The 20,349-nt window shown below is 62.5% G+C and carries 18 protein-coding genes; 10 read left to right on the forward strand and 8 right to left on the reverse strand.

The window, feature by feature from the left end; all coding sequences use genetic code 11:
• Positions 1-10 precede the first annotated feature (10 nt).
• Positions 11-241, reverse strand: coding sequence for a helix-turn-helix domain-containing protein (locus EH165_RS04225; RefSeq protein ID WP_124798172.1), 231 nt, complete (start codon positions 239-241; stop codon positions 11-13).
• 385 nt (positions 242-626) lie between these two features.
• On the opposite strand from EH165_RS04225, the gene EH165_RS04230 reads away from it, so the two are divergent.
• The 4 genes from EH165_RS04230 (at position 627) to EH165_RS04245 (ending at position 4,858) form a co-directional block, all read left to right on the forward strand.
• Entirely contained in the window at positions 627-1,271 is a 645-nt protein-coding gene (locus tag EH165_RS04230) for an SAF domain-containing protein (protein WP_164479118.1), read from the forward strand.
• Entirely contained in the window at positions 1,271-2,536 is a 1,266-nt protein-coding gene (locus EH165_RS04235; RefSeq protein WP_239020691.1) for a CpaE/TadZ family protein, read from the forward strand. Before EH165_RS04230 ends, EH165_RS04235 begins: the two co-directional genes overlap by 1 nt.
• 47 nt (positions 2,537-2,583) lie before the next feature.
• On the forward strand, positions 2,584-4,014 hold the full coding sequence (locus EH165_RS04240; protein ID WP_124798175.1) for a WS/DGAT/MGAT family O-acyltransferase: 1,431 nt from the start codon (positions 2,584-2,586) through the stop codon (positions 4,012-4,014).
• A 319-nt stretch (positions 4,015-4,333) separates the two neighbouring features.
• The gene (locus tag EH165_RS04245) at positions 4,334-4,858 is read left to right on the forward strand and encodes a DUF6912 family protein (protein ID WP_124798176.1); all 525 of its coding nucleotides are present in this window, start codon (positions 4,334-4,336) and stop codon (positions 4,856-4,858) included.
• A 131-nt stretch (positions 4,859-4,989) separates the two neighbouring features.
• On the opposite strand, the gene EH165_RS04250 is transcribed toward EH165_RS04245, so the two are convergent.
• On the reverse strand, positions 4,990-5,562 hold the full coding sequence (locus tag EH165_RS04250; RefSeq protein WP_124798177.1) for a YceI family protein: 573 nt from the start codon (positions 5,560-5,562) through the stop codon (positions 4,990-4,992).
• Between the two features lie 360 nt (positions 5,563-5,922).
• On the opposite strand from EH165_RS04250, the gene EH165_RS04255 reads away from it, so the two are divergent.
• Positions 5,923-6,714 carry an SGNH/GDSL hydrolase family protein gene (locus tag EH165_RS04255; RefSeq protein ID WP_124798178.1) on the forward strand — a complete coding sequence of 264 codons (792 nt, stop codon included), beginning with the start codon at positions 5,923-5,925 and terminating at the stop codon, positions 6,712-6,714.
• A gap of 98 nt (positions 6,715-6,812) precedes the next feature.
• On the opposite strand, the gene EH165_RS04260 is transcribed toward EH165_RS04255, so the two are convergent.
• The 3 genes from EH165_RS04260 to aroA form a co-directional block, all read right to left on the reverse strand.
• Positions 6,813-10,820, reverse strand: a complete 4,008-nt coding sequence (locus tag EH165_RS04260) for an FtsK/SpoIIIE domain-containing protein (RefSeq protein ID WP_124798179.1) — start codon at positions 10,818-10,820, stop codon at positions 6,813-6,815.
• Between the two features lie 118 nt (positions 10,821-10,938).
• The gene (gene rsgA / locus EH165_RS04265; protein ID WP_239020692.1) at positions 10,939-11,982 is read right to left on the reverse strand and encodes a ribosome small subunit-dependent GTPase A; all 1,044 of its coding nucleotides are present in this window, start codon (positions 11,980-11,982) and stop codon (positions 10,939-10,941) included.
• Complete coding sequence (gene aroA, locus EH165_RS04270) at positions 11,952-13,205, reverse strand: 3-phosphoshikimate 1-carboxyvinyltransferase (protein WP_124798180.1); 1,254 nt, start codon at positions 13,203-13,205, stop codon at positions 11,952-11,954. The genes rsgA and aroA overlap by 31 nt, the downstream gene beginning before the upstream one ends.
• 288 nt (positions 13,206-13,493) lie before the next feature.
• On the opposite strand from aroA, the gene EH165_RS04275 reads away from it, so the two are divergent.
• Positions 13,494-15,770, forward strand: coding sequence for a serine/threonine-protein kinase (locus EH165_RS04275; protein ID WP_206426101.1), 2,277 nt, complete (start codon positions 13,494-13,496; stop codon positions 15,768-15,770).
• A 28-nt stretch (positions 15,771-15,798) separates the two neighbouring features.
• Here EH165_RS04275 and ybaK read toward each other — a convergent pair whose 3' ends face one another.
• Entirely contained in the window at positions 15,799-16,281 is a 483-nt protein-coding gene (ybaK, locus tag EH165_RS04280; protein WP_124798181.1) for a Cys-tRNA(Pro) deacylase, read from the reverse strand.
• Positions 16,282-16,719: 438 nt separating this feature from the next.
• Between ybaK and EH165_RS04285 the strand changes: the two genes are divergently transcribed.
• Together EH165_RS04285 and rsrA are read left to right on the forward strand one after the other, a co-directional pair.
• Positions 16,720-17,319 (forward strand): sigma-70 family RNA polymerase sigma factor, encoded by a 600-nt coding sequence (locus EH165_RS04285; protein WP_422392129.1) that lies wholly within the window; start codon positions 16,720-16,722, stop codon positions 17,317-17,319.
• Positions 17,320-17,323: 4 nt separating this feature from the next.
• A complete protein-coding gene (rsrA, locus tag EH165_RS04290) occupies positions 17,324-17,629 on the forward strand; it encodes a mycothiol system anti-sigma-R factor (protein WP_124798182.1) in 306 nt (101 codons plus the stop codon).
• A 73-nt stretch (positions 17,630-17,702) separates the two neighbouring features.
• Here rsrA and EH165_RS16780 read toward each other — a convergent pair whose 3' ends face one another.
• The gene (locus tag EH165_RS16780) at positions 17,703-17,777 is read right to left on the reverse strand and encodes a 50S ribosomal protein bL37 (RefSeq protein WP_420814074.1); all 75 of its coding nucleotides are present in this window, start codon (positions 17,775-17,777) and stop codon (positions 17,703-17,705) included.
• 163 nt (positions 17,778-17,940) lie between these two features.
• Between EH165_RS16780 and EH165_RS04295 the strand changes: the two genes are divergently transcribed.
• Together EH165_RS04295 and EH165_RS04300 are read left to right on the forward strand one after the other, a co-directional pair.
• Positions 17,941-18,156 carry a biotin/lipoyl-binding carrier protein gene (locus EH165_RS04295; protein ID WP_124798183.1) on the forward strand — a complete coding sequence of 72 codons (216 nt, stop codon included), beginning with the start codon at positions 17,941-17,943 and terminating at the stop codon, positions 18,154-18,156.
• 73 nt (positions 18,157-18,229) lie between these two features.
• Positions 18,230-19,711, forward strand: coding sequence for a sensor histidine kinase (locus tag EH165_RS04300; protein ID WP_124798184.1), 1,482 nt, complete (start codon positions 18,230-18,232; stop codon positions 19,709-19,711).
• A 140-nt stretch (positions 19,712-19,851) separates the two neighbouring features.
• On the opposite strand, the gene EH165_RS04305 is transcribed toward EH165_RS04300, so the two are convergent.
• Entirely contained in the window at positions 19,852-20,103 is a 252-nt protein-coding gene (locus EH165_RS04305) for a WhiB family transcriptional regulator (RefSeq protein WP_124798185.1), read from the reverse strand.
• Positions 20,104-20,349: the final 246 nt, after the last annotated feature.

Raw genomic sequence — 20,349 nt, forward strand, 5'->3', positions numbered from 1 at the left:
GCGCCATGATTTATGCATCAGCTGGAAGTGTCGATGGCAGGTCGTCTAATGCCGCTGCCGATCGGACGTACGCCTGGTCGATGTATTCCTCGAGCTTTGCCCGCTCCACCCGCCACTGATTGCGGCCACCGATTTGGATCCCTCGCAAGTCTCCGGACCGGACGAGTGCATAGGTTTGGCTGGCGGAGATATTGAGAATCTCCGCCACGTCGGCCAGCGTGAGGAATCGCTGTTCTGTCATTGGATGACGGCCGATACGTAGGAATCGCTATGGTCCCCAGCGATTCCGGCAGGAGGTAGGCACGCCGAGGCGGATAGTGGCCGGTGGCCAGGCTCTAGGCGCAGCTGGTCCAGGTGAGCTAGGGTCAGTTTGTGGGTGGGGGGCATTCGGAACTCCAGTGACAGGGTGTCGATTTAAGGTAATCGCGTGACGGTCGGGGACCAGCTTTATTTTCGATTGAATTGATTTGACCGCATTGGAACCCGATCGACCCATTCTTGCACGATCAGAATATGTTTATCGCGTTTTGCGCACATGGGGGAGCCGTCAAGGCTGAATGGGGGAAACAGTGTCAATGCACCGAGAGAGTCCTGGCTCCGCGCTTTCTAGCAGTGGTGCTGAAGGCGTGGGGGAACAGCCGCCGACGCCGCGTCGGTTGGCCTCGCGAAGTTGGTTCGACCCGAGAATCATCGGCGGTGTGGTTTTGGTGGTGCTGGCCGTCGTCATCGGAGCCAAAGTTGTCAGTGCCAGTTCCCAGACGTCTCCGGTGTGGGCGACTACGCGAAGCCTCGCTGCGGGCACCGTTTTGGCAGCTGGTGATTTGGTGGCCGTTGAGGTCAATTTGGCGCACACTGCGCCTCGTTATTTCGCCGCTGTTGACCCGCCCATTGGCGCAGTCCTGGCTGTCGCGGTCGGAGGGGGGGAGCTTTTGCCGAGCAGTGCAATGGGCGAGACCGAGCGTGGCCGGATTGTCGTTATTCCGGTACAGCCCGAGGCGATGCCACCCGGGGTGGGGCACGGATCGACGGTGGATCTGTATTTGACTTCTCCTGCCTCACCGAGCGGTTCGACCGGCGGGGAGCGAACCCGTTTGCTGCAAGCCGATCTCACCGTTCAGTCAGTGACGGCGCCGTCATCCGGAGGGCTTTCGGGTGCTGGCGCCAACCGCTACCAGCTGGCAGTGTTACTCAGCTCCAAGGACGCGGACCGGCTCGTTCGCACGCTGCCCGACGGTAGCGCGGTGGTGGTGCTCGTGGCTGGAGGTAGTTGATGGGCGGCGTCTTGACCGCCGGCAGTGGCCAGGCATGGGAGTCCGAGTTGGTAGCGATTCTGGATCGGCCAGACTCGGCGATGACCGTGGTGCGTAGGTGCGCCGACATAACCGAGGTCCTGGCATCGGCGGCCACCGGTCGGGCCCACATTGCGGTGCTGGACAGCAGCCTGCGCAAGCTGGATACCGAAGCCATTTCGAGACTGCGACTGTGCGCAGTCGCCGCAGTGGGCGTCTATCCAGCGGGAGAGGAATCAGCGCGGGCGCGCCTGCTGGCTTTGGGCATCACCGCACTCGTTGCCGACGACGCGGGTGTCCAGAACATGATTGCTGTCGCAGACGAAGCCGTGGCCGAGTTGGCTAACCACCCCGAAAGTGCCGTGGGGCAGTCTGATTTAAGACGCTCACAGCCGCCCATCAGCCCGGAGGTTGCCCCCGCCAAGGCCGCTTCAGGCAGGGGCGTCGGCATTGTTGTCGCTGTCTGGGGGCCGACGGGAGCTCCGGGGAGAAGCACTGTCGCGATGGGAGTCGCCGACGAGTGCGCACTACTTGGTCATCGCACGCTGCTGATCGATGCAGATGTTTACGGCGGCGTGCTCGCTAGTGCGTTTGGTCTCCTCGACGAGTCGCCCGGGCTGGCCGGTGCGTGCAGGATGGCTGCCAACGGACGGCTGGATGCTGCCGAATTGATCCGACACTGTTGGTCGGTCACCCCTAATCTCCGGCTGCTGACTGGAATCTCGCGTGCTGATCGGTGGCCAGAGTTACGCCCTTCAGCACTACCGAAGGTTCTCGGACTCGGGTCGAAGATGGCCGATCTCACCGTGGTGGATTGTGGTTGGTCGCTGGAAGCGGACGAGGAGATCAGTTTCGACACGATGGCGCCACGACGCAATGGTGCGACTTTGGCTGTGCTGAGCGAGGCTGATGTGGTCCTCGTGGTGGGCTGCGCCGATCCGACCGGGATGGACCGGTTGGTGCGCGCACTCGCCGAGCTCAAGGAGGTGGCCCCGCAGCCGCAGGTTATGGTCGTGCTCAATCGAATCCGCAAAACCGGCTGGTCCGCTGGCCAGGCTAGCGCAGCGCTGGAGCGCTTCAGCGGGGTTCGGCCTCTACAGTCGCTGCCCGAAGACAGGGCGGCAACGGACGCCGGATGGAATCTGGGACTCGCGCTGTCGGTAGCGGCGCCGTCATCCGGTTTGCGTAAAGCTTTGATGTCTTTGGCGCTCCAAGTAGCCGCGGCGCGGTCGGAGTCCGTGGCGTAAATGATGCGACGCGATCATGGTGGGGAGAAATGTGCCACCATGGCGCCATGAGCGAGCGGCTTTCCCCGTCGGATGCGGGATTCCTTTACACCGAGGACCTGACCACACCCATGCACGTGGGAGGGGTGGTGGTGCTCCAACCCAGTCGCGCCGATTTCGACTACACCGATATCTACGACCTGATCGCTTCAAGACTCTTTCTCGTGCCGCGTTACCGGCAGAAGGTGAGATTCATCCCCGGGCGCATTGCCCGGCCAGTGTGGGTCGACGATGAAGAATTCGACCTGACCTACCATGTTCGCCGTTCGGCGCTGCCGCGGCCCGGCACCGACGAGCAGCTTGCAGAGTTGGTGGGCAGGTTGATTTCACGACCGCTGGATAGGTCGCGGCCGCTGTGGGAACTGTATGTGGTGGAAGGCCTTTCGGGTGGTCGGGTAGCACTGATCAACAAAACTCACCATGCGATGGTCGATAGGGTCGGCGCTGTCGACGTTGCTGCGGCGATCCTTGATGTCTCGTCGCACCCCAAGCAGTTGCCCGAGCAGGTTTGGCTCCCGGCACCCTCGCCGAGCGACATTGATCTGGTGGTGGACGCGTTGGCCGACATCACGTCTCGTCCCGCTGAAGTTGTTGACGCTCTCCGCCTTACCGCGTTGGATGCGCGGACCGCCGCATCCGGTGTGGCGAATACATTCTCTGAACTTTTCCGGATCGCTAGCCGAACCATTCGACCCGCCCCGCGGTCGACGCTGAACGTAACGGTGTCCGGGCAACGTCGTTTCCACGGTGTTCACATCAGCTTGACCGAAGTGAAAGCAATCCGGAAAGCGCACGGCGGCACGGTGAACGACGTAATTCTGGCCATCATCGCCGGCGCACTGCGGTCCTTTCTCCTCTCGCGGGGAGAGCCCGTCATTGCTGGGACAACGCTGCGCGCGATGGTCCCCATGTCGGTGCGCCAGCCGGCCGCTGTCGACCCAGCAGCCGAGACGGTCAGCGAGGCCGTGCCGATCATCACCCACTTGATTGATTTACCCGTCTCGGAGCCAAACCCCGTGATGCGGCTCCACCAAGTCTCGTTCGCGATGGCAAGCCACCATGAGTCGGGCCAGGGAATGGACGCCGATTCGCTGATGGAATTGGGGAGATTCGCGCCGCCGACCCTGCACGCGTTGGGGGCCCGCGTGGGTTCCGGTTTGTCCCGACGGCTCTACAACGTGCTCATCACCAACGTTCCCGGACCGCAGATCCCTCTCTATGCGGCGGGGGCCCCGGTAATCGCCATGTACCCCGTGGCCTCGCTTGCCAAGGGGCAAGCGTTGGCGATCTCGATCACCTCCTACAACGGCGGAGTATTTTTCGGACTGACAGCCGATCGGGATGGGCTGCCGGATATCGCAGAGTTGGCTCAGCTGCTGGTCGAGTCGGTGGATGAGCTGTTCGCCATTCGGGGGGATCTAGCCGGCTTCGCGGGTTGAAAACAGGCCCTGCACCGGTGATGGGTGAGGAACCCGTAACGGCCCCGGCCCCGGCCCGCAAAGCTCCAGCCCGTAAGGCCTTTTCACCGGCGACCTCCGGGCCAAAGGCTCCTGTCCCGCAGGGTTCCGGGGCGCAGATCGCAGTATCTCAAATCCAAGCCGCCAAGAAGTCGGCTTCCGTTCGGCCCGCGCCCAAGCCCGCGCCCGCCCGACCTCAGGCGGCCCCGCCGGATCCTGCCGCGGCGCTGTCCACGGCGCCGGATCCGCGACCAGCTACCAGTCGACGTGGCTCCACTGACAGACCTGGAAAGAAGTCAACGTGAGGATTTATTTGCCCAGTACCTTAACGAACTTGGCCGCTGATGTCCGGGATGGCTATCTGCGTCCACCGCATGGAACGGCTTTCGCAGTCACGCCGGGGCTGACCGCCAATTACCCCGAAGCTGATATTGAAGAGCTGGAGTACCTCGCGATGCAGGATGCAGCGCGGGCATCCCTGCGGCTGATCGCCTCGCAGGAAAGCAGCACCGAATTGGGAGAGCCCCGTCTGGCGTTGCGAGTGGTGGTAGCCGCGGACGTCTCCGAGGTAACCGTGCGCGATGACCTTGATCGCGGAGTGGTGCGCGTGGCCGGCCCGGTGCCGTGGAATGTGGTCGCATCCGTTCACGTAGACGGAGCGGACGCCTCAGATGCGGTGGCTGCGGCCGTGACGGTGATCGACGCTGCGGATATGGGCGATTTGGATGCCGAGTTCGTGTTGGGAAGCGCACAGGATTACGAGCTTGGCTGGTATGCCCCGAACGAGATTTCGTACCTCGTAGCTGAACTCGGGTTTGACGGCTGACCAAGTCGCACATCCACGCAAGCCCCCGTTCCCATTTCGTCGGAAGTGGGTACGGGGGCTTACCAAGGCTGTGAGAGTCAGGCGCCGGTGCTCACGAAGGCAAGCAACCGAGATGTCAGGCCCTAGTGAAATCAGGATGCGTCTTTAACAAATTCCAGCTCGAGGGAGATCTCAATCTTGTCGGCGACAACGGCATTACCTGCGCCGAAGCCCATTTCGATGGAGATGCCGAAATCTTTGCGGTTGATGCTCGTGTGCGCTGAGAAGCCGGTGCGGGTCGCGCCGTAGGCATCGACGGTCTCGCCGAGGTATTCGGTTTCGAGGGTGACGGCCTTGGTGACTCCGTGCAAGGTGAGGTCGCCCAGAAGTGAGAAGGTTTCGCCATCAAAGTCTTTGACCTGTGTAGAGGCGAAGGTCATCGTCGGGAAATTGTCGGTGTCCAGGAAGTCGGCGGAGCGGACGTGCGCGTCGCGGTCTGCGTTCTTGGTGACGACGCTCGCGGCATCGATGACTGCGACAACAGACGCGGAAGCGATACCGTCGGCGCCTACGGTGAGCGTCGCGGACGTCAACGCGAAGGTTCCTTTGGCCTTGCCGACAGCCATATGACGAACCTTGAAGGCGACGTCGCTGTGGACGGTGTCAGCGGTCCAGGTGCCGGTGGTCAACGCTGATGATGCGGGTGTCGTTGCGGTGCTTGTCATGGTGAATCCTCCAAGTGATGTGGGCGGTACTGCGCTGGGATATATGAACTCTCAACAACTACTGAGCAACACTATTCCACACGACGCGAGGAAACATGAACTTTCATGCTTAATGCAGGAGTGACTTGGGTCACATGAGATGTTGCGGAAGCGTGCAGGGTGTTACTGATCGGTAACTTGTCGGCTATAGTCACGAATTGTCTTATTCGGCACTGCTGCTGGGTCCCTGTGATCTCAGCGAGGTCGCCAGGGACGCCGCTAGAAATCGGTGGTGCCGCCCATGGGGGTACCGACGCTCGCAGCAGCGGCGTTGGGCGGTCAGCGTGAGCTGACCCACCGAAGGAAAGTGGAGGTAGTTCCATGACGATCAGCAGGTATGTCGCGCTGGGTGACAGCTTTACCGAAGGTGTGGGCGACCCCCGGCCGGATGGAACTATGCGTGGTTGGGCCGACTTGGTGGCGGGTGAACTAGCCAAGGTGGACGCTGTGCAGGACTCCAAATTCCACTACGCCAACCTTTCTATCCGCGGCAAACTGCTCGGCCAGATCGTCGATGATCAAATGGAACTTGCTTTACAAATGGCGCCCGACCTCATTACGTTTGCCGCCGGTGGCAACGACATCCTGCGTTTGGGTTCAGATATCGCCTCCCTCCTTCGCTTGTGCGATCAGGTGGTGGCGCGGATGGTGGACCATGGGATCCGCGTAGTTCTGTTCACCGGCGCCAACCCATCGGGTCATCTACCGCTCGGACGCGTCATTCGTTCCTACGGAGACAGATTTTGCAGTGGCGTCCGAGACATCGCACTCAAACGTGGAACTGACCTGGTGGATATGTGGGACGAGGCGCAACTGCAGGACTCACGATATTGGGACCTAGACCGCCTGCACCTCAATGCAGCCGGCCACCAGCAGGTCGCTGCCCGGGTACTGCGAACGCTGGACATTCCCTACCCGGTGGAATGGACCGAGGAGGCGCCAGCCTTGGCCCTGCCCGAACACCCACTCCTGGCGCAAGCCGAGTATTACCGGGGGCATGTCCTGCCCTGGGTGCAGCGTCGGCTGAGCGGTAAGTCCTCGGGCGATGAGATGGGCGCCAAGCGCCCCGAGCTCGCCCCGGTCGCCAGCGAGGTCCACCACGAAGCGTGCTGAACGCATGTCTCAACCTCCCAGCTTCACCACGTCGCCGAGTGCAACCTGAACAGGGGTGGCGGTCCCCGCATCGACGAATACCCCTCTGCCAGGAGGCGTTACCCCCTTCGCCGCGGCAGTTGGACATCCAGGCTTGCGCCGTCTTGGCCATCAGGCTGCAGCAGAATGCCGCGTCGGTAGGCGGCGACGTCGGCAATGAGCCCCCGAAAGGTCCTGGCGAGCCGGTCGGAGCGCACCCCCATGACGAGGTTCTGGCCCGGACCAGCCGCAGTAAGAAAACGGGTGAGGACTGTGCCAGCAGGATGATCCTGGAGGTCGTGCCCGTCGTCAACAATCACCAGCAGCGGGCCCTCATGCGCGGCGAAAGCGTGTTCGAGTGCTGCTGGGCCAGCCCGCAGATCTACCCAGACAAGAGGATTTCCAGGCCAAGTGAGAGCCTGATTTTCCGGACTCAGCCTCCCCATACCCGTTGCTAGCACTGGAATCGAAGCGTGCAGTGCAGCCTGGGTGATGGTGCGCAGCGCGCTACTGATACCGCTGCGGCGTGGCCCGGCGATCAACATTGATCCTTGATCGATTGCTGCGTTGAAGGCCACGGGGCGCCCGTCGTCATGGCCCAGCCCCCAGTACAGAGCATGCTGTGTGGGGGAGGGCAGGGCGGAGCGTGAGACCGAAGTGGGGAGCGAACGCACCGTGATCACCGCGGTTGCTGGCAGTGAGCCAGTGCCAGGGATGTCGTTGGTGGGCGCCATCAATTGAAATTGCGCACCGCCGGGAGTGCTCCCGCGCCCCGGCACCGCTGCTTCGTCAGGGAGGGGCGCGCCGTCGACGCGGTGCTTCCGGGAGGACGCCCCGGGGTCATCGAAATCCCATCGCGAGGCAAATCCGACCGCTGCTCTGGTGTGCTGAAGCCGAGAGCTGGCACCAGCCGCCACCAGAATTGCACTGGTGGGTCCTCGCGCGGCAAGTTCGGCGAGTTTGGTAGTGCAGGCGCCGAAGTCGACGGGGTCCATGACGGCCGCGGTCGCCTCCCAGTTATCGACAATGACCAGCACAGGTGTGGGGGAGTGCTCGGCACCCGATCGGCCGATCAGCTCCTCGGTGAGCCGGTCGGTGACCCGAGCCAAAAGTGCCGGTTCACTTCCAGTGAGGTACGTAGTGCATGCTGGCCACGAGGCGAGGTCGCGCAGTCCACCAGTGCAGTCCAGCACGATCAATTGGGTCAGCGGATTACGGTGTAGGTGCGCCTGCGCCAGGGTGCGCAGAGCGCTGCTGCGGCCGCTTCCGGCGGGGCCGAGAAACAGTGCTGAGCCGTCGGGTAGGGATAGGAGTTCCTGTCGGCCAGCATGCGGAATGTCGAGCATTCCTAGTGCGCCGCGGGCATCTTCGCCACCCGTGAGATGAGCGGCGGTTGCCCGGTCCAACAGCGGTGGTAGCGGCGGTAGCCAGGGGCGCGGCACTGGTGGAAGGTCGGCAGCGGCACTGAGGCAATGCGCTACTAGAACCCCCAAATCGGTCAGGTCATCCGGCGCGCGAACCGCGCAGTCAGCCTCCGGGTGCATCGTTCCATCCGGATTGCGCAGCCGGACCATCACGGCCTCGGCGTCAGGGTCTGTCCAGGGGCCGGCAACCCGGCCGGTTTGGAAGGCAACCCGCTGGTTTTTGGCGCTGCGCAAGTAAGCGCGGCCTGGTGTAACGCGGGAGATGGAAGCCGCGATGGGTGCGTCGATGACGTCGGTGGAATCCATATCGTCGGCGACACGTAAGCAGATCCGGCCGGTGATGTTTGCCTTAATGGCTGGGCTTACGACGCCTGCCGGGCGCTGGGTAGCAAGGATCAAATGGATTCCTAAGGACCTACCTCGCTGCGCGACGTCGACCAGCCCGGTCAGGAACTCTGGCAGTTCGGCGGCCATAGCCGCAAATTCGTCGACGACGATCACTAATTTGGGCGGACAAGTCTCGGGGCACACAGCGCGCCATCGCAACAAATCGGGAAGGCCCAAAGCAGCCAAATCCTTTTCACGCGAACGGATCTGGGCCCGAAGGCTGGTCAGTACCCTAGCCGCCGAGCGAGGGTCGAGGTCGGTCACGAGACCGGTGGTATGCGGGAGTAATGCGGCGTGCGCGAACGCAGACCCGCCTTTGTAATCCACTAGCAGGAAAGAGGTTACTTGCGGCGGAGCCGCGGAAGCCAGCGACGCCACCAATGTTTGCAACAGTTCGGACTTTCCAGATCCGGTGGTGCCGGCGACGAGAAAATGGGGTCCGTCTGCGTCGAGGTCGAGGGCCAAGTCTGCATCGCGTCCGCGTCCAATGACGCACCGGACGCTGGGCCGAGACCAGCGATTGCGCAACGCTTGAGGGCCAGCGACCTTGTGAAACACCTCGGGAATCAGAATCGACAGGCCGATCTGTTGCGGCAGGGAGCCCCCGGCCGCTTCCCCGGCGCTCAACGGGGTCAGGTTGGCCACGAGATCCAACAGCCTGCGCTGACTGACACCGTCGGCCTCGGCTTCTACCGTCCCCTCGGAGTCAGACACGACGACTCGGCCGTTGCTGACGTGAACCAGTGTCCGGCAGTGGGAAGGAAGCTTCCGGGCATCATCCTCCAGGCAAATAAAGAGGACCCTTGACTCCTCACGGGGAGCCGGCGTAGCACTCCGGGCCCTACCAGCGCTCTCGAGGAGCGCCGCCAAACCCGGGATAGCGCGCAGACGATGCGCATTGTCGAGAATTACGACAGTGGTGCGGCCAACAGGCTGCTCACACCGAAGCGCGGCAATGGTCGCGGCTGCTGCGTCGAGTGAGCTGACCACCGAGCCAAATCCCGCCCCTGGAGCGCGTGAATGGGGCAGATCGCGGAGCGCGTAGAAGTCGGGATCACGGGTGATGATGACGATGCGAAGCTGCGCGGGCGAATGAAGCACGGCCAGCTGGGCCAGGATCGAACGTAGTAAGTCCTGGCTTTCGCCACTCACGCCGACTGTGCCCGCCCGCGCCAGGTCCAAGGTGATGGGAACGTCGGCTACATCGGGCGGCTCCGGCATCGCGCATCGGGTCTTCCGAGTACCGACGCCCACCCGCAGGAATAACCACTCGTCGTCGGAAGGTCCGCGTTCCCAGAGCCGTGCCGAGGGTCCAGCTGCCCGCGTGAGGACTTCTGCCGGATCTGGGAACCGATCCCAGGCATCCTCTCGATCAGATTCCATTGCCGCGTTCAGCGCGCCGATGTGGTTGGCGAGAAGAAGCGTGTGGTCCGCGGTTTCTCGTCTGTGAGATTTGCGGCCGTTGACGCGGTCAGCCACCGCGGTGCTCAGCATCATCAGCGGGCCGAGCGCGGCGAGCAGTAAAAACGTCCAGTAGCCGGTAATGACGGCGATGCCCACCCCTAAAGCTGCGCCCATTCCGGCCGCCAGGAGGGGCAAAGCGCGCCGTGCTCGAGTGGGGGCGGGCCCGGGCACTGTGAGCACGGGGGACCGCCACGTGGTGCTGACCCTGCCGGGTTTGGTCACCTCCCAACGGCCTCGGCCATCGGCTGTCAGGATGGCTGCTCGCTGGCGCATCAATCGAACGCGAAAGAGACTGCCGCCTAGGCGAATGAGCGACTTTTCGGTGATGATCGCGGTATCTGCGATAGCGGCGTCGTTGACGATAACGCCATTGGTGGAACCCGTGTCGCGTATTTCGATGGTGTCTGTGGAGAGGGCGACGCTGGCGTGTCGCCACGACATCTGCGGATCGTTGACACTCAAATCGGCCGCGCTATCGCGGCCGAGAACGAGTTTCCCCGGCTCGAGAGGAACTTCGCCGCCAGCATCGGGGCCGCTGACGCAGCACACACCGATGACGCCCACGGCATCGCCTCGGTGGGTCACAGGCTGCGCAGTAAGTCGAACTCCAGTGAGCAAAGGGGCCGCTCCGAGTGCCCAATCGGGCTGCGCCATTCTGCCTCCGACGAACCACGAAACCCCGGAGGCAACTCCACCCAGCAAGCACACTCGCTCCGACACGCTGCCCCACGTGGTGCCTACCGGGCAGGTGATGACGAGGGACTGGATACCCGTCAAAGACTCGAGCGTGATGGGCAGATTGAAGGAGTGCACCACCTTACGATCCACTCTTGCCAGAACACTGATGGTCGATCGAACAAAGATGTGGACAAACCGCTGGCGGTTTCCTGGATTGTGAACAACCGCGGCGGGTCGAGCTGGAAGGTGCTACCTAGAAGTCTGTTTCGACTCCGGCCAACGAGGACAGCAAACGACGAAACGACGTCAAGCGGGCATCGGTGGCGCCGCCAGATGCGACGAAAGCATCCAATGCGCAGCTCTCGCTTTCGCCGTGCCCACAGCCGGGTGGGCACCGCGTTGTGGCCTGCAGGAGATCCTCGAACGCAACGAGCAGGTCGTCAGCGGTGACGTGCGCCAATCCGAACGAGCGCACACCCGGCGTGTCTACCACCCAGCCGCCTGTGGGTAGCTGCAGTGCGAGCGCGGATGTGGAGGTATGGCGTCCTTTGCCCACCCCGCTGAGTCCACCGACAGCGCGATCGGCATCCGGGACCAACGCGTTTACCAGGGTGGACTTGCCCACGCCCGAATGACCCACTAACACAGAGACTTTGTGCTGCAGCAGCTTTCGAAGATCTTCGATCCCTTCGATCACATCATCGTGTTTGGCGGTGAATTGGATCGAGAGTTTCACATCCGCATAGGCGGCGATCAGCTCGGCAGGGTCTGCCAAGTCGGCCTTTGTCAGCACCAACACCGGATCGAGGTGCCCGGCATAGGCCGCGACCAGGCAGCGGTCGATGAATCCTGTTCGCGGTACCGGATCAACAAGGGCGCAGACAATGACGAGCTGGTCGGCATTGGCGACCAGGATCCGCTCTGCGGTGTCGGTATCGTCGGCGGATCTACGCAATACCGAAGTGCGGTCGGCGATGCGCACAATTCTGGCTAGGGTGTCGGAATTTCCGGATGCATCGCCGACGATGTTCACCACATCGCCGACGGCCACCCCGCGCCGGCCCAATTCTCTGGCGCGCATGGCTGTCACCAGCCGCTGTGATTTCCTTCCTTCGTCGACCAGACAGGTGTAACGGCCGCGGTCGACGGTGATCACAAATCCGTCGACGGCGTCGTTGTGGTCGGGCCTGGTTTTGGTGCGGGGGCGTGAACTGCGCCCAGGGCGGACCCGGACGTCATCGTTATCCCATCGATCTCCGAGGGATTTCAGGACACGCCGCCAAGCAGATCGTCCCACATGCGGTCAAAATCGGGCAGAGTCTTTGCGGTGGAATCGATGTCGTCGATACAAACACCGGGAACCAAGAGGCCGACAATGGCCCCCGCCGTCGCCATCCGATGGTCGGCATATGCGGGCCACGCGCCACCGTGCAAGGCGCGGGGGGTGATGTGCAGCGCGTCGTGATCGGCACGCACATCACCGCCGAGCGCAGTGATGTTGGCAGCGAGGCCTGCGATCCGGTCAGTTTCGTGCCCTCGGATGTGGCCGATCCCCCGCAGGTGGGAGGGGCCAGCGGCGAAGAGCGTCAACGCTGCGATGGTGGGCGTCAGCTCGGCGATGTCGTGTAGGTCGATATCGATGCCTTGCAATTGTGCGGGACCGGTGACCGTCAAATCGCCGTCGACGAGTTCGACGGAGGCGCCCATCCGCTGCAGCACCATCCTGATTTCATCGCCCGGCTGGGTCGTACTTGACGGCCAATTTTTGATAGTCACCGCCCCGCCGGTAATGGCGGCTGCGGCGAGAAACGGAGTGGCATTGGACAGGTCTGGTTCGATGATGGTGGTCCATGGCGACACGGGACCGGGGCGCACCGTCCAGCGGTTGGGTTCACTGTCGTCTACCTCAACACCGACGTGACGCAGCGCGAGGACGGTCATCTGTATATGCGGAAGTGAGGGCACCGGATCGCCCCGGTGAATCACGCTGACGCCACCAGCAAACGAGGCGCCGGAAAGCAACAGCCCGGAAACAAACTGGGAGGACGCGGCAGCGTCAACCGTGACGACGCCGCCAGCGAGCGCGCCGTGGCCAGCAATGGTGAAAGGCAGGCCTTCGCCGGCGATGTCGGCGCCAAGGTCGCGCAGCGCATCTAGCACTGTCGCCATCGGACGCGTCCTAGCGTGTGGGTCGCCATCGAAACGCACCACGCCGCGAGCGGTCGCGGCCAGCGGCGGCAGGAAACGCATCACCGTGCCGGCTAGACCGCAATCAATATCGGCTGGCCCGACAACGGGCCCTGGTGTCACGAGCCAACTACCGTCCTCGTGGTCTTCTATCGAAATGCCCAAGGCCCGCAGCCCGGCAGCCATGAGGTTGCTATCCCGTGAGCGCAGCGGCGCAATCAGTATGGAGGGGCCAGTGGCCTGCGCAGCCAAGATGAGAGCGCGGTTGGTGATCGACTTGGAGCCCGGAACACACACTGTTCCGATCACCGGTCGAGTGGTGGTGGGCGCCATCCAGTCGCCTGCGCGGGAACCTGCGCGGGAAGCCACTACTTGCCCGCTCGGGGGGCGCGGCTGGCAGTGCGACAGCTAGCGGCGCGATACTGAGCAGTGGAAGCGCTGCGGACAGTGGGAGAGAAGGGCATACCGCCATAATCGCGCATCGAGGGCCGTGCGGGCGAACCGATGCTGCCACGCTGAGGGACCAATGGGATCACGGTTGCCGCTTCAAGCACGACAGACCGTCCACGTCTTGGCTATTGTGAACAGGTTCAGCGAACTGGGTGGGAGCAAAAACATACCGTGGATTATTCGCCGGGGCAGTCCTTTGCGGGCTACACCATCGAGTCAGTGCTGGGCGCTGGCGGCATGGGATCTGTCTATCTTGCCCTGCATCCCCGGCTGCCACGCAGAGACGCGCTGAAACTTTTAAGCTCCGCTTTGTCCACCGACGACAGCTTTCGCGCGCGGTTTGAGCGGGAAGCAGACCTCGCGGCGAGATTGATTCATCGCAACATCGTGGCCGTGTACGACCGCGGGTCGTATGAAGGCCAGTTATGGATTGCTATGCAATACGTCGCTGGCTCCGATGCCGCGCAGGTGGCAGCGCTCAACGACGGGTCGATGACGCCAGCGCGAGTGGTGCACATCATCAGCGAAACCGGTGCGGGCCTGGACTTCGCGCACCGCAACGGCCTGTTGCATCGAGACGTCAAGCCGGCGAACATTCTGCTGGCGCCGCCGGATGATGCGGGTGACCCGGAAACTGTGCTGCTCACTGACTTTGGTATCGCGAAGCCCCTCGATGAAACCCAACAACTCACCGGTGGCGGCAACTTGCTCGCGACGCTAGCGTATGCCTCGCCCGAGCAAATTGAAGCAAAACCTGTCGACCGACGCAGTGATATCTACGCCCTTGGATGCGTGCTGTACGAGTTACTCACCAGGAGTGTCCCGTTCCCTGAACAGACCCCGTTCGCGACGATGACGGCGCATCTGAAGAAGCCACCGCCAAGGCCTTCGGAGGCGATTCCGGGGTTGCCTATCGGGTTTGACGCCGTCATTGCCAAAGCACTGGCCAAAAACCCCGAGGACAGATACAGCACCTGTCGCGAGTTGACCACTGCGGCGAAGGCGGCTTTGGCGGGAGGTTCACCGGGCGCGAGCGCTGGTGATTCCCACGCATCGCGGGAGCAAGCACCGATAGCTACCGCTGCTCCCGGGCTCGGTGCGGCGCCCCACGCGCTCGCTGCTGCAGGGGTGGCTGGCGGCGCGAAAGGATATCGTCCGCCGTTTCACATCACGGTGCGCAGGGTGACAAGCAGCACTGGGCCGACTGCGCCCGGGCGAGTCACAGAGCTGGGCCCCATCTTGACGCAGAACCTGCCGGGCGCTGATCGCGATGTGATCGAAGGGTTGATTAATCGCGCTCGATTTTTCGATCTACCACCGCGACTTCCGTTGGAGCGCCTCGTTAATGGTGACGAATTCATCGAAATCACCGTCGGTAGCGGGCAGGATTACAGGAGCGTCGGGTTTGAGAAGTTGGGGTCTCGACATCCCGCGGAACTGGACCACCTCGTTGCCGGGTTGGAGCGCATCCTCCCGTGGCGCGCTGCTGGGGCTGGCTTCGACACGGGCCCCTCCCGCTGGTCTCTGGGGACACCCCCACCGCCCGAGGCCGCACCTTCAACGACGTCCGGGCTCATCAAACATGCGGCTGCCACGAGTGGGGATGACGTCGGGTCCTCGGCAGCGTCGGGGCGCCGGGGTGGCCGTATCAAGTGGCTCGCTCTCGGGCTCGTTGCGGTGTTGGTGATGGCGGCAACGGTGGTCACGTTGGTACTGATCAGCAACAAGTCCGCCACTACCGCTGCCGATATCCCAGCGACGCCATCGAGCGCTGCTCAGGCAATTCCTGCGACGCCCAGTGGGCTGGTGTCTTCCGAGAACGGCAGGACGGTCACGATGTCGTGGGACCTGACCAAGGGCGCCAGTGAGTACGTCGTTATGCGTAACGGCGAGCAGGTCTATTCGGGCGCAGCTAACAGTTTCACCGAAAAGAACTACGTGCCCGGTAGCTACAACTTCCAGGTCGCGGCTAAGAACGCCAGCGGCACCTCGGGTTTCAGCGACATCGTGGCAGTCACCGTGACCGCTCCCTGGGGTGCGCTCGCGTACATGGTCGATGAGTTCAGCTCCTTGCTGCCGGCCACGCCTGACGATAAGGGCTATGCCGGCATGACGTGCGACATCTCCACCACCGCCAACAGCGTGGGCTCGGATGGTTTCATCACCTGCACCGATGTGGATAAAGTCGCCATCGAATTGGTGCACTTTCCGTCGAAGAAAGCCAAAGCGGATTTCCTCGCCACCCAAAAATTCGCTCTTACCGAGCCGTGGACCCGCAATGACGAGACGGCGGGCACTCTTTACCGTTCGGAAGATGCGTCGAAACCCGCTGAACTGTGGACCGATTTCCTCGCCGGTCCCCGCGACTCTTATCTACTTGTCGCGACCTGGAAGGACCACACGACTCGCGAGCTGATCGACAGCTGGTGGACCCCCGCAGTTTTCTAACTGCCCACGGTGAATCACGCCGGAATTGTTAGTCGAATGCTGCTATGGCAGCGCTACGGGCACTGGTGAGGGTGATGAGGTCGGCTGGCCGCAACTCGACTTGGAGGCCCCGTTTGCCGGCGCTGACGAAGACGGTCTCGAAGCCCAGTGCCGAAGCGTCGATGACGGTAGTCAGCGCCTTGCGCTGTCCCAACGGCGAGATCCCGCCGGCGACGTAGCCACTAGACCGCTCGGCTTCGGCTACCGGAGCCATCGCGCCCTTCTTACCGCCTACGGCGCTAGCGAGGGCTTTGAGGTTCAAATGCGCGGCGACGGGCACAATACCGACTGTCAAAGATCCGTCGACCTGTGCGACCAGGGTCTTGAAGACGCGCCGGGCGTCCAGGGCGAGAGCTTGCACCACTTCGTCGCCGAACGCGGTAGAACGAGGGTCGTGCTGGTAGGGGTGGAGAGTGTGTGCGATTTTGGCGCGCACCAGGGCTGCTACTGCGGGAGTTGAAGCGCTGGCCATGAAACCGGATCGTAGAGGCACAGTTGCGTAGTTGCCAATTCAGCCCGTCGGCGGGGCTGCTGTGCGGGGGCGGAATGTCCGGGGGCGGAATGTCGAGGCACCGGTCGACGTTGAACAGAAAGGAAATCATAGGAGGCCCATCACATGAGCGTGGCTAGCACGAAACAGCGTCCGCACGCTGCCGTCATCGATGCCCCAAAGGTCTTTACGCTGCCAAAGGTCTTTACGCTGCCATGTGACGTGGCGCAGTCGATGGCGCGGTTCGAATCTCGGACACGGGTACCCTCGCCTGGTAGGTATCCGCCCGACCTTGGTGGGCGGGCAATCCCAGAGGAGCGGATGGACATTGTGACGGACTCTGCGAAAGCCAGGCATGCTGATAGGCCAGCGAACGGACCGCAGGAATCGGAACTGTCGGCCAGGTTCACTACAGAGGCGATGCCGATGCTGGATCAGCTCTACGCGGCGGCCATGCGCATGACGCGCAACCCCGCCGATGCTGAAGACTTGGTCCAAGAAACGTTTCTCAAGGCCTACGCAGCTTTTGCCTCGTTCCGCGAAGGCACCAACTTGCGGGCGTGGCTCTATCGGATCTTGACGAACACATTCATCAACGGCTACCGCAAGAAGCAGCGCCAGCCCAAGGTCTCGCCGACGGATGAAATCACGGACTGGCAGCTCGCCGCCGCTGAGTCGCACACCTCCACCGGGTTGCGGTCGGCCGAAATGGACGCGTTGGACCGCCTGCCGGATAGCGATGTCAAGAACGCACTTCAGGAACTCCCGGAGGAATTCAGGATCGCTGTCTACCTAGCGGACGTCGAGGGGTTTGCCTACAAAGAGATCGCCGACATCATGGACACACCGCTGGGCACAGTGATGTCGCGGTTGCACCGGGGCCGACGCATGTTGCGGGAACTTTTGACGGACTACGCCAGGGAAGCCGGGTTTATCCGTACCCCCGTGGATTCGACCCTCCCCGCCGCGTCTGAATCACCTGCAAACCTGTCAGCTGCGACTATGAAAAGCGGTGTGTGACCCCATGACGACACATGAGACGAGCGCACTGCCCGAGCCGGAAACTGTGGCGGGAAGCGGCCACACGGTGCTGAAGCCGGAGTGCCTGCACGTACTTTCTGAATTGTGGGTATTTTTGGATAACGAACTAGATCCTGATGAGCGGGCACGGATGCGGGCGCATTTGGATGATTGCCCTCCGTGTCTGGATCACAGCGACGTGGGTGAGAAACTCAAAGCATTGCTGCATCGCAAGTGTGGTGGGGACGCGGCACCGGAAGTGTTGCGAGAGAAGCTTTTGCAGGCTCTGAAGGCTGGCCCTCCGCGCTGAGGTGTAGGTGCCTCCCAGATGCAGAAAACCCCGCTCTCCCCAAAGAGGGGGGCGGGGTTTTTGGCGTCCTCGGTCAGGCGTTGGGACGCTTACCGTGGTTGGCGCCGCCCTTCTTACGGGACTTGCGCTTACGTCCGCGCTTGCTCATGGCTGCTCCCTTCGCTGTTCGAGTGATCTTGGCTGCCTCTATGGTGCCACGTTTGGCGACCCGCATTCGCCATTCGTGATTGGATTGACGACGCTGCCGCAAATTCCTTTCGGCAACGTCAACAACTTTGGTGCGGTGTGATTCCGCGGTGGGAGGTACGGCGATGGCCGAGGAAGTGCGCGCCGAAATGGTAGCCAACGTCTGGAAAGTACTGGTCGAAGTGGGGGACACTGTCGCAGACGGTGACACTCTGGTGATCCTGGAATCCATGAAGATGGAGATCCCCGTTATCTGCGAAGTGGACGGTGTTGTTTCTTCGATCGCTGTCAGCGAAGGTCAGGTCGTCCAAGAAGGCGACTTGATAGCCGAGATCTCCTGATCTCGGATCACCATGGCCCAGCGCACCTACCGCGCCTTCGATGATCATTCGGGCGTCTAGGCGCTGATAACCGATGTCAACTCTCTCGGATCTCCTCGCCGAACACACCACGCTTCCAGGCTCGGCGGTGGCGCACCTCCAACGGCTGGTGTCGGAATGGCAACTACTTTCCGATCTGTCTTTTTCCGACGTTGGCATGTGGGTGCAGGTTTCTGCGGGCCGGTTTCTCTGCGTCGCCCATGTCAGGCCCACCACAGGCAAAACCGCCTGGGTGGACGATTTGGTGTCGAGGGTGGTGTCGGCCAAAAACTATCCGGCGGCGACTCTCGCCAGATCTGAACAACGCATCACCACAGAGCCGGAAGTGGAGTTGCCCGGCGGGGTGCTAGCGCGCCGAGCGGTGGTGCCGGTGCTGCACGAGGGAACGGTGATTGCGGTCATGAACCGGGATACCGTCATCGCGCAGGGCCGGCAGTCGAGCGGGCTCGAACTCGCCTACCGGGAAGCCGCCGACGATCTCTTTCAGATGGTTGCTGACGGGAGCTTCCCGCCGCCGGGGCAATCTTCGGAAATTCTCACCGGGCCGAGGGCGGGCGATGGACTGGTGCGACTCAACGCCGCGGGCTTGGTGACGTACGCCAGTCCCAACGCGGTGTCCTCCTACCACCGGATGGGTCTCCAAGATGCACTAGTGGACGCTGATTTGACCGCTCGGACGCGAAAACTCATCAGCGACCCGTTCGACGGTGCGGAGCTTGCTGCGCGTATAGCGGGGGCTCTCCAGGGCCGTCAGGCTCTTCGGATGGAGGTCGAGGCCCGCGGAACCACCGTTCTGTTTCGCTCGCTTCCGCTCAGGCCACAGCAGCGCAATGCCGGCGCCCTCGTACTGCTGCGGGATGTGACGGAAGTTCGTCGCCGCGACCGCGCGCTTCTGAGTAAGGACGCCACCATTCGGGAGATCCACCACCGCGTCAAGAACAACCTGCAGACGGTGGCGGCGCTGCTCCGGTTGCAAGCAAGGCGGAGTGACCAACCGGCCGTGCAGCGAGCGTTAAGCCAATCCACCCGACGGGTCACGACGATTGCGATGATCCACGAGACCCTGTCGACTTCCGCCGACGACAGGGTTGACCTCGATCACATCGTGGACCGGTTGGTTCCGATGCTTTCCCAGGTCGCCGCTGCGGAGACTTCTGTCAGCGTGCGCCGCGTCGGGTCGTTTGGTGTGCTGAATACCGAACTTGCCACCCCGATGGTGATGGTCTTAGCGGAGGTCGTGCAAAACGCTGTTCAGCACGCTTTTTCTGCGGACCACCCGGGGGGAAGCGTGACACTCACGGTAGATAGGTCAGCGAAATCGCTCGACGTCGTGGTCGCCGACGATGGTGCGGGGATGCCAATCGGATTCTCTTTGGAGAAGGCGACGGGCCTGGGTCTGCAGATCGTCCGCACGTTGGTGGATGCGGAATTGCGCGGTTCGATCAGTATGCGTCCACGCGAGCACGGGGAGGGCACCGAGGTGACGCTGCACGTTCCGCTGCTCCACCGCGGCTGAGGTATTCAACGCGGTAGTCCGTGCACCACCACTAAAGCCGTAGAGACAGTCAAAAACCCCCGACGGCAGAGGGCTATCGGGGGTCCTTGAGTAGTCGATGTTGCGGTATTTCGTGATGAAGCAAATAGAACTTTGACGGGTTACAGGCTGCGTGCGCGTGCGCGAGCGCGGCGACGCTTGAGTGCGCGGCGTTCGTCCTCGCTCATGGCGCCCCACACACCGGCATCTTGGCCGGTTTCGATTGCCCAGCTCAGGCAATCGCTGGTCACGGGGCAGCGCTGGCACACGGCCTTAGCTTCGGCGATCTGCAGTAGTGCGGGCCCGGAGTTCCCGATGGGGAAAAACAGCTCGGGATCTTCGTCGCGGCAGATTGCGCGGTGGCGCCAGTCCATGATGGGTTACTCCTTGGTTGAGACGTGATTGCGGGGATGCCCGCGAGGGTGGGGAATCGCTGGTGGTGGTGCCTAGTACATCGTCGTGAGATTCTCTAGGTGTTCTGTTCTGTTTTGTTCGTGTTCGAGTGGTACGCATCGATGGAACTATGGCAGCTCACGAAGGCTACGACCCACTTCGATCGATGTGCCGAACGAAGCTGGGTTATACCGCTTTGAGTGCGTGGTTCCTAATGCAGACCTTGT

Source organism: Nakamurella antarctica, from assembly GCF_003860405.1.
GTDB lineage: Bacteria > Actinomycetota > Actinomycetes > Mycobacteriales > Nakamurellaceae > Nakamurella > Nakamurella antarctica.

Coding starts and splice junctions, on each gene's coding strand:
- EH165_RS04225 (WP_124798172.1), bottom strand. CDS start 241: ATGACAGAACAGCGATTCCTCACGCTGGCCGACGTGGCGGAGATTCTC.
- EH165_RS04285 (WP_422392129.1), top strand. CDS start 16,720: ATGCCGATGCTGGATCAGCTCTACGCGGCGGCCATGCGCATGACGCGC.
- EH165_RS04255 (WP_124798178.1), top strand. CDS start 5,923: ATGACGATCAGCAGGTATGTCGCGCTGGGTGACAGCTTTACCGAAGGT.
- EH165_RS04235 (WP_239020691.1), top strand. CDS start 1,271: ATGGGCGGCGTCTTGACCGCCGGCAGTGGCCAGGCATGGGAGTCCGAG.
- aroA (WP_124798180.1), bottom strand. CDS start 13,205: ATGGCGCCCACCACCACTCGACCGGTGATCGGAACAGTGTGTGTTCCG.
- rsrA (WP_124798182.1), top strand. CDS start 17,324: ATGACGACACATGAGACGAGCGCACTGCCCGAGCCGGAAACTGTGGCG.
- EH165_RS04295 (WP_124798183.1), top strand. CDS start 17,941: ATGGCCGAGGAAGTGCGCGCCGAAATGGTAGCCAACGTCTGGAAAGTA.
- EH165_RS04250 (WP_124798177.1), bottom strand. CDS start 5,562: ATGACAAGCACCGCAACGACACCCGCATCATCAGCGTTGACCACCGGC.
- ybaK (WP_124798181.1), bottom strand. CDS start 16,281: ATGGCCAGCGCTTCAACTCCCGCAGTAGCAGCCCTGGTGCGCGCCAAA.
- EH165_RS04300 (WP_124798184.1), top strand. CDS start 18,230: ATGTCAACTCTCTCGGATCTCCTCGCCGAACACACCACGCTTCCAGGC.
- EH165_RS04240 (WP_124798175.1), top strand. CDS start 2,584: ATGAGCGAGCGGCTTTCCCCGTCGGATGCGGGATTCCTTTACACCGAG.
- EH165_RS04305 (WP_124798185.1), bottom strand. CDS start 20,103: ATGGACTGGCGCCACCGCGCAATCTGCCGCGACGAAGATCCCGAGCTG.